Annotated in this window: 7 protein-coding genes and 1 pseudogene; 5 read left to right on the top strand and 3 right to left on the bottom strand. The window is 71.5% G+C overall.

From position 1 onward, the window contains the following. Position 1: 1 nt before the first annotated feature. Complete coding sequence (locus JNW91_RS27995) at positions 2-775, top strand: class F sortase (protein ID WP_203178454.1); 774 nt, start codon at positions 2-4, stop codon at positions 773-775. Positions 776-781: 6 nt separating this feature from the next. Here the strand turns inward: JNW91_RS27995 and JNW91_RS27990 are convergent, their stop codons facing one another. Continuing rightward, positions 782-1,318: an HNH endonuclease gene (locus JNW91_RS27990; protein WP_074313833.1), complete on the bottom strand. Its 537-nt coding sequence runs from the start codon at positions 1,316-1,318 to the stop codon at positions 782-784. A gap of 416 nt (positions 1,319-1,734) precedes the next feature. On the opposite strand from JNW91_RS27990, the gene JNW91_RS27985 reads away from it, so the two are divergent. The 4 genes from JNW91_RS27985 to JNW91_RS27970 all read left to right on the top strand — a co-directional run bounded on the left by JNW91_RS27985 (position 1,735) and on the right by JNW91_RS27970 (position 6,070). Then, on the top strand, positions 1,735-2,673 hold the full coding sequence (locus JNW91_RS27985; RefSeq protein WP_203178452.1) for a hypothetical protein: 939 nt from the start codon (positions 1,735-1,737) through the stop codon (positions 2,671-2,673). A gap of 293 nt (positions 2,674-2,966) precedes the next feature. Beyond that, on the top strand, positions 2,967-3,959 hold the full coding sequence (locus JNW91_RS27980; RefSeq protein WP_407664394.1) for a mechanosensitive ion channel family protein: 993 nt from the start codon (positions 2,967-2,969) through the stop codon (positions 3,957-3,959). A gap of 232 nt (positions 3,960-4,191) precedes the next feature. Next, positions 4,192-5,565 carry an MFS transporter gene (locus JNW91_RS27975; RefSeq protein ID WP_203178448.1) on the top strand — a complete coding sequence of 458 codons (1,374 nt, stop codon included), beginning with the start codon at positions 4,192-4,194 and terminating at the stop codon, positions 5,563-5,565. Between the two features lie 76 nt (positions 5,566-5,641). Beyond that, the gene (locus tag JNW91_RS27970; protein WP_407664393.1) at positions 5,642-6,070 is read left to right on the top strand and encodes a globin; all 429 of its coding nucleotides are present in this window, start codon (positions 5,642-5,644) and stop codon (positions 6,068-6,070) included. 34 nt (positions 6,071-6,104) lie between these two features. On the opposite strand, the gene JNW91_RS27965 is transcribed toward JNW91_RS27970, so the two are convergent. Both JNW91_RS27965 and JNW91_RS27960 read right to left on the bottom strand, forming a co-directional pair. Next, entirely contained in the window at positions 6,105-6,689 is a 585-nt protein-coding gene (locus JNW91_RS27965) for a type III secretion system chaperone family protein (protein WP_203178445.1), read from the bottom strand. 131 nt (positions 6,690-6,820) lie between these two features. Continuing rightward, a pseudogene (locus JNW91_RS27960) lies at positions 6,821-7,121 on the bottom strand (hypothetical protein); the annotation flags it as partial.

Raw genomic sequence — 7,121 nt, 5'->3', positions numbered from 1 at the left:
GCTGCGCGCCTCCGGCCGGCTGGTGGCCCGCGCCTCCGGCCGACTGCGCCGGGTCGCCGGGCAGGCCGTGTCGGCCAGCGTCGCCACCACCGACCCGGCCACCCGTCCGCTGCCGTCGAAACGCACGGCCGGAGCGCCGCTGACCCGTCGCCGGTTCGGCACCGGACCGGGACTGCCGGTGCTGGCCGTCGCGGCGCTGATGGTGCTGATCGTGGCGATGCTCGGCGTGGAACAGGTCACCGGGGTCAGCATCCTGCCCGACCGGCTCAGCGCCGGCCTGCGACCGCCGCCGAAGAAGTTCCCGGTGCTGCCGGCCAGCCATCCGACAAGCCTCGCCATCGAAAAGATCGACCTGCGGGCGCCCGTACACGACGTGGGCATCGCCGCGGACGGCACCATCGCCGTGCCGGACGCGGCGCGCGCCCAGGAGGCCGGCTGGTACGACCAGGGCCCCACGCCCGGGCAGTACGGGCCCGCGGTGATCGTCGGCCACGTCGACACCACCAGCGGTCCGGCGGTCTTCCACCAACTGCGTGAGCTGCGCTCCGGCGACCGGATCGAGGTGACGCGCACCGACCGCAGCGTGGCGGTCTTCGAGGTGGACTCGGTGGAGCGGTTCGACAAGGGGCGACTTCCGGTCGACGAGGTGTACGGCGACTTCAGCCGTCCGAGCCTGCGACTGATCACCTGCGGCGGTCGCTGGGTCGGCGGCGAGACCGGCTACTCGGACAACGTCGTGGTCTTCGCGTCCCTGGTCAAGGCACGGCCGGACTGAGACCGGTCAGGCGGCGGCTTCCGGTTCCCGTAGGTCCAGCCAGTCGGCCCAGCGGGGATCGGGCGCCCGGTGCCCGAGGACCCGCCACGCCGTACCTTTCGGGGCGGCGGGCAACGCGTGCAGCCGCCAACCCAGCTCGGCCGGAGTCTTGTCACCCTTGGTGTGGTTGCAGCGGGCGCACGCGGCGACCACGTTCTCCCAGGCGTGCCGGCCACCCCGGCTGCGCGGGAACACGTGGTCGATGGTCTCGGCCGGACCCCGGCAGTACGCGCACCGCCAGCCGTCCCGAGCGAAGATCGCCCGCCGGGACAACCCGACATGCGTGCGGTACGGGACGCGGACGAAGCGGGTCAGCCGGACCACCGACGGCACCGGGAGCGCGTCCCGGGCACTGTGCAGGATGCCGTCACCGTCGGCGACGCAGACCGCCTTCGCGGACAGGACGAGGATCGCGGCTCGACGCACCGACACGACACACAGCGGCTCGTAGGTGGCGTTGAGGACCAACGCGCCGGAGCCCACCGTGGGTCGTATGTCAGGCATCGCGCTCACCCTCCCGGTTCAGCGGCTGCTGCGTACCGCCGTCGACCGGGGCCGGGCATGACGACCCACACGGTCGACGCCGGCCGATCACCGACGTCCGTTGCGCCAATAGTCCCTGATCGGACCCCGGATTGCACGTACTAATCCCGCATGGGGTATGAGGATCATCCGCGTCCCTGCGGATCGCTGCCCGGGCCTGGGAGAACTCTGCCGTCGCCGGACAGTGGTTGACAGCCCTTCTTGCTGGTCACCGCCGCCCACGGAGGCAGTGCGAGTGGACGCCTACAAGATCATGAGCTGACGTGAGCCGTCCGCATTTTGTCCGAATTAGCGTTTCTTATCACCAATGCCCTATAAAGTCGGGCTGCCTTCTCGACGGTCGGGAAGGGTGAACGAGCAGAGGCGAGAACGTGAGAATGATCCGGCGAATTTCCGCCACCGGAGCGATGGCGATCGCCGTCGGTGCGGTAGCACTGTCCAGTGCCACCCCGGCGCTCGCCGCGCCCGGCGATGCCAGCGCCCGTGGCGTCGTGGTCGACCTGTCGGCCGCCGTGGCAGGCGTTCCGGTGGTCACGGCTGACGTGGTCATCGGCAGCGCGACGGCACCGGCCGGCGGCGGCACAGACACCGACACGGCTTTGGCGATCACCATTCCGGGCGCCCTGGGCGTGACGGCCTCGGGCACAGTGGTCGAGGTGAGCGCCACCCGGGGCGAGACGGCATCATCGGCCAACGCCGAGATCGCCGACCTGGCTCTGGCCGTCCTCGGCACGCCCGTCATCGACGCCGAGGTGATCACCGCGGCGGTCAACTGCCCGCAGACCGGCGCGCAGACAGCGGACACCACCTTCACGGGGCTCGAACTGTTCGGCGAGCCGGTGACCCTGGTGCCGAACACCCCCGGGGTCACCGCGAGCGCGGCGGTCACGGTCCCGGGGCTCCTCGGCGCTACGTTGAACGCGACGCTCACCAATGTCGAAACCGTGACGGAAGACGGCGCTGTCGCCATCGCCGTCCAGGCGACCCTACGGTTGACAGGCACCGTTGTCGGCGGACCACTGCTGGACATCCCCGTCGGTACCGTCATCCTCGCCGAGGCGCGCTGTGAGCGTCCTCTTGGTCCTTCGCCGACCCCGACGCCGACGCAGCCCACGCCTTCGCCGACCCAGCCGACCGCGCCTCCCACGGATGGCCCGACGCAGCCTCCGACGGTCAGCCCCAGCCCGATTCTTCCCGTGACCGGCGAGGACTCGACCATGCTGTGGTGGCTGTTCGGCATCGGCGCCGCGATGGTGACCCTCGGCGGCACCGCCTCGCTGATCCTGCGGCGGAGCCGCACGTCACCTCTGGCGTGACGTCAGCCCGCTGAACCAGGTCACCGTGAGGGGTTTCCGGCCGAAGGGCCGGAAACCCCTCACTGCCTACCTCCCAGCCTCCTGCCCCAGGAGTTCGCCGCCAGCACAGCGGGGCCGCGTCGACCTCGACACGCGGGTCGTTGCTGACCGATCGCTACTGGTCTGACCCCTACGAGCACTGCCGGCAGGTCACCCGCCGGTGGGTCGGCGGAGGACGCGCGCGCTCCTTGCGGTACGAAGACAGGGTGAGTGCCGCCAGCGTGACGCCCCTTGCCCTGCCCGACGCCGTATCGGTGAACTGCCAGGGCAGCACCTCCTGCGAGTGGATCTACAGCATCACCAGGTCGGCCTGGTTCGCCGAGGGCAGCTACTGGATCCTGCTCAAACCGCTGCGGGTGCTGCTGATCGTGGCGCTGGCGATGGTGGCCCGCTGGGCACTGCACCGCACGATCAACCGGCTGGTCCGGACCACCACCGACGGTGCGGTGCCGACGATGCTCCGGCCGCTGCGCGAGCGGGTGCCCACCGCCGCCGCCGACCCGACCGAGTTCGTGCCCGAACGACGACGGCAGCGGGCCGAGGCGATCGGTTCGGTGCTGCGCAGCCTGACCACCGCGTTCGTCTTCGGGATCGCGCTGCTGATGATCCTGCGCGAGTTCAGCTTCGACCTGGCGCCGCTGCTGGCCAGCGCCGGGATCGCCGGCGTCGCGCTGGGTTTCGGCGCGCAGAGCCTGGTCAAGGATCTGATCGCCGGCCTGTTCATGCTCATCGAGGACCAGTACGGCGTGGGCGACAACGTCGACCTGGGCGAGGCGACGGGCGTGGTGGAGTCGGTCGGGCTGCGGGTCACCACCGTGCGCGACGGTCGAGGCGTGCTCTGGTACATCCGCAACGGCGAGATCATCCGGGTGGGCAACAAGAGTCAGGGTTGGGCCCTGGTGGTGGTGGACCTGCCGATCGGGTTCAGCAGCACCGAGGAGGCCACCGCCGTCCTGCGGACCGCCGCCGCCTCGATCGCGATGGACCCGGAACTGTCGCCGGAGATCGTGGAGGCGCCCGAGGTGCTGGGCGTCGAGCAGATGACGGTGGACGGCGCGGTGATCCGCACGGTGGTGAAGACGACCGCCGACGGGCAGTTCGCGGTGGGCCGTGAGCTGCGCCGACGGCTTGCCGAGGCGCTGGAGAACTCCGGGATCACCGCCCAGATCGCCGCGGCCCGCATCTATCCGGGCGTTCCGAGCCGGCCGCTGCCGGAGGGTGAGACCGGTCAGGGCGGCGCCACCTGACCGGGGCGACCTGTCCGGCGATCCAGGGGTCGCGGGCCACCCGGCCCCTCAGGTATCGTCCGTTCGTTCAGTCGGGGATGTGACGAACGAGCCGTTCGCCCTAGCTAGTTGTCAGACGATCGGGCAGAATTCGGTGCACGCGTTCCCGCCGGAGCGTGGTCACAACCTCGCTGATCCGTAGATCTGACGAGTGTTCCCGGCCGGCCCGCCACGAGCGGTGCCCCGGGAGCCGATGGAGGCGACGGTGCCCGACGAGCGACCTTCCGCGGAAGGCCCGGCCACTTTTCGCGAGGTGTTCGCCCAGCGCGAGTTCCGGGCTGTCTTCGCGGCCGGCGCCCTCTCGTGGATCGGTGACTATCTGGCGAAGGCCGCCGTCACCCTTCTCGTCTACCAGCAGACCGAGTCCGTGGCGCTCTCCGCGGCCGCCTTCGCTGTCAGTTTCCTGCCCTGGCTGCTCGGTGGTCCCCTGCTCGCCGCGCTGGCGGAGCGGTACCCGTTCCGGCGGGTCATGGTCACGTGTGACCTGATCCGGATGGCGCTGATGCTGCTCATCGCCATCCCCAACCTGCCGGTCCAGGCGGTGCTGGTCCTCATCTTCGCCGCCACGCTGGCCAACCCGCCGAGCCAGGCCGCGAAGTCCGCCCTGATGCCGCAGATCCTCGCCGGCGACCGGTTGGTGGTCGGCCTGTCGCTGAACAGCAGCGTCGGGCAGGCCGCACAGGTCGTCGGCTACCTGCTCGGCACCGCCATCGCCGCGGTCAATCCGGCCCTCGCACTGCTGATCAACGCGGCGACCTTCGCCGTCTCGGCGCTGCTGGTGCGTTTCGGCGTACGGAACCGGCCCTCGGTGATGACCAGCGCCCACCGCAGCCACCTGCTGCGGGAGACCACCCAGGGATTCCAGATCGTGTTCGGCACTCCGGTGCTGCGCGCCATCGCGGTGCTGGTGTTCAGCGCGATGCTCTTCTCGATCGTTCCGGAGGGGCTGGCGGCGGGCTGGGCCAACCAGGACGGCGGCGACATGGACGCGGGCCTGGCGCAGGCGCTGATCATGGCGGCCAACCCGGTGGGGTTCATCCTCGGCGGGCTGCTCGTGAGCCGGCTGTTCGGCCCGGCCCGCCGACTGACCCTGATGCGGCCACTGGCCGTGCTCGCCCCGCTGGCGCTGGTGCCGGCGCTGTTCAATCCGCCTCCCCCGGTGGTGGCGCTGCTCGCCGCGCTCTGCGGGTTCGCGGTCGCCGGCATGCTGCCGATGGCCAACGGCCTGTTCGTCCAGGCCCTGCCCGCCGAGTTCCGGGCGCGCGCGTTCGGTGTGATGGCCACCGGGGTCCAGGTCATCCAGGGGGTGGCGGTGCTCGTCACCGGGGTGCTCGCCGACCGGTTCTCCATCCCGCTGGTGGTGGGCGTGTGGAGCGCCGCCGGGGTGCTGCTGATGATGGCGGCCGCGCTGCGCTGGCCGGACCGGCAGACGGTGGACGACGCGGTCACGGCGGCGGTCGCGGCCAACGCCGAGCAGGCGGCAACCCCGGGTGGCCGGCCCTCCAGCGGCACCCAGGTGGGCGAACCACAGGCCGGCAACGACCGACGCCGGCACGCGGTGACCTGACCGGCCACGCCTGGCGTGACCCGACGCACGGCGTACGGGCCGGGCCGGCGCGGGGCGCACCTGGCAGGATGGAACGGTGAACCCCGCAGGTGACTCCGACCGTCCCGGTGCGTCGATGACCCTCTTCGAAGCGGTCGGCGGCGAGCCCACCTTCCGCAAGCTGGTGGACGAGTTCTACGTCGGTGTCGCCACCGACCCCCTGTTGCGGCCCATGTACCCCGAGGAGGACCTGGGCCCGGCGGCGGACCGGCTGACCCTGTTCCTGATGCAGTACTGGGGTGGTCCGAACACGTATTCCGCCCAGCGGGGCCACCCGCGGCTGCGGATGCGGCACGCCCCGTTCCGGATCGGCGTGGCCGAACGGGACGCCTGGCTGCTGCACATGCGCCGGGCCGTGGACCGGCTCGGCCTGGAGCCGGAGGTCGCCGCCGCGCTCTGGGACTACCTGGAGCGGGCCGCGTACTTCATGGTCAACGTCATGGAGGACCCGGCCGAGCGCGCCTGACGGCCCCGGCCGGGCACCCCGCCCGCGCGGAGCCTCAGAGCAGGGCGCCCTCGTCGTGCAGCCAGTCCACGAAGCTGGTGGCCACCGCCGCGCCGCAGTCGAGCATCTCGACCAGCAGCGCGTCGTGGGTGCCGGCGCCGAGGGGCACCTGAAGCTCGGCGTAGATCGGTAGCTGCCCGCGCTCGGTCGGGTCGCCGATGTACGCCTTGCAGAACCGGCGGGTGTGGTTCCACTCGTTGACCACCCGGTAGGCCCGGTCGGCCCAGTCCGGCGGGACCGTGGCGTGCGGGCGGGCCCGCATCACCAGGATCTCGTCCTCCGGCCCCTCCAGGGCGACCAGCACGGCGTGCCGCTCCCACATGGCCAACAGGTTGCCGTCGCCGTCGGCCAGGTAACGCACGTCGAGCAGGTCGAGTGCGTCACAGACCCGACGCAGAGTGACCGGCTCGACGGTAGCGGGCATCTCCGTCAGCACGGGCCGCTCATTGGACGGGCAGTCGTCCCCCGGCTGGCGGGGGCTGGGCGGTCCGACCCGGACCGCGCTCTCCACTGTGATCCCGCTTCGGGTTTCCGGATCGCCGCCGTCGGCGGGACCGGGGCGCCATGACCACCACGGCATCGCTCGCGCACCTCACTCCCCAGCGGATCCAGCCGCCTACGGTGCGTTGGATCCGAGGATGGACGGTACCCGGACAGCCGGGTTGAAGCATCCCCCCAACGACCGCCCCAGCCCAGAAGAATGAACAGGGGTCATCCGTTCGGACGAGTAGCGAGGGGTGTTACGGCGAGGTCGGTGGCCTTCTGCAACCAGGCCGCTCCGTATGGTCCCACCAGGCCGACCCAACGGCCGGCCACCCGCACCTGCACGGCCGGCTCGGCGACGTCGGCGACCGGGCTGTCGGCGGCACCGAGGAAGCCCATCCGGACCAACCCCTGCACCAGCCGCTGCGGCACCTCCACCGGCGGCGTCGGCGGCCCGTCGGGGGTGACCACCACCGCGACGTGGTCGAGCAGCGCGTCCCGCAGGGCACGCTGGCCGACCGCCCGGCCG

It is taken from the genome of Micromonospora parastrephiae, from assembly GCF_016802865.1.
Lineage (GTDB): Bacteria > Actinomycetota > Actinomycetes > Mycobacteriales > Micromonosporaceae > Micromonospora > Micromonospora parastrephiae.
This window is presented reverse-complemented; position numbering and strand designations above follow the sequence as displayed.

Coding starts and splice junctions, on each gene's coding strand:
- JNW91_RS27990 (WP_074313833.1), bottom strand. CDS start 1,318: ATGCCTGACATACGACCCACGGTGGGCTCCGGCGCGTTGGTCCTCAAC.
- JNW91_RS27985 (WP_203178452.1), top strand. CDS start 1,735: ATGATCCGGCGAATTTCCGCCACCGGAGCGATGGCGATCGCCGTCGGT.
- JNW91_RS27975 (WP_203178448.1), top strand. CDS start 4,192: ATGGAGGCGACGGTGCCCGACGAGCGACCTTCCGCGGAAGGCCCGGCC.
- JNW91_RS27965 (WP_203178445.1), bottom strand. CDS start 6,689: ATGCCGTGGTGGTCATGGCGCCCCGGTCCCGCCGACGGCGGCGATCCG.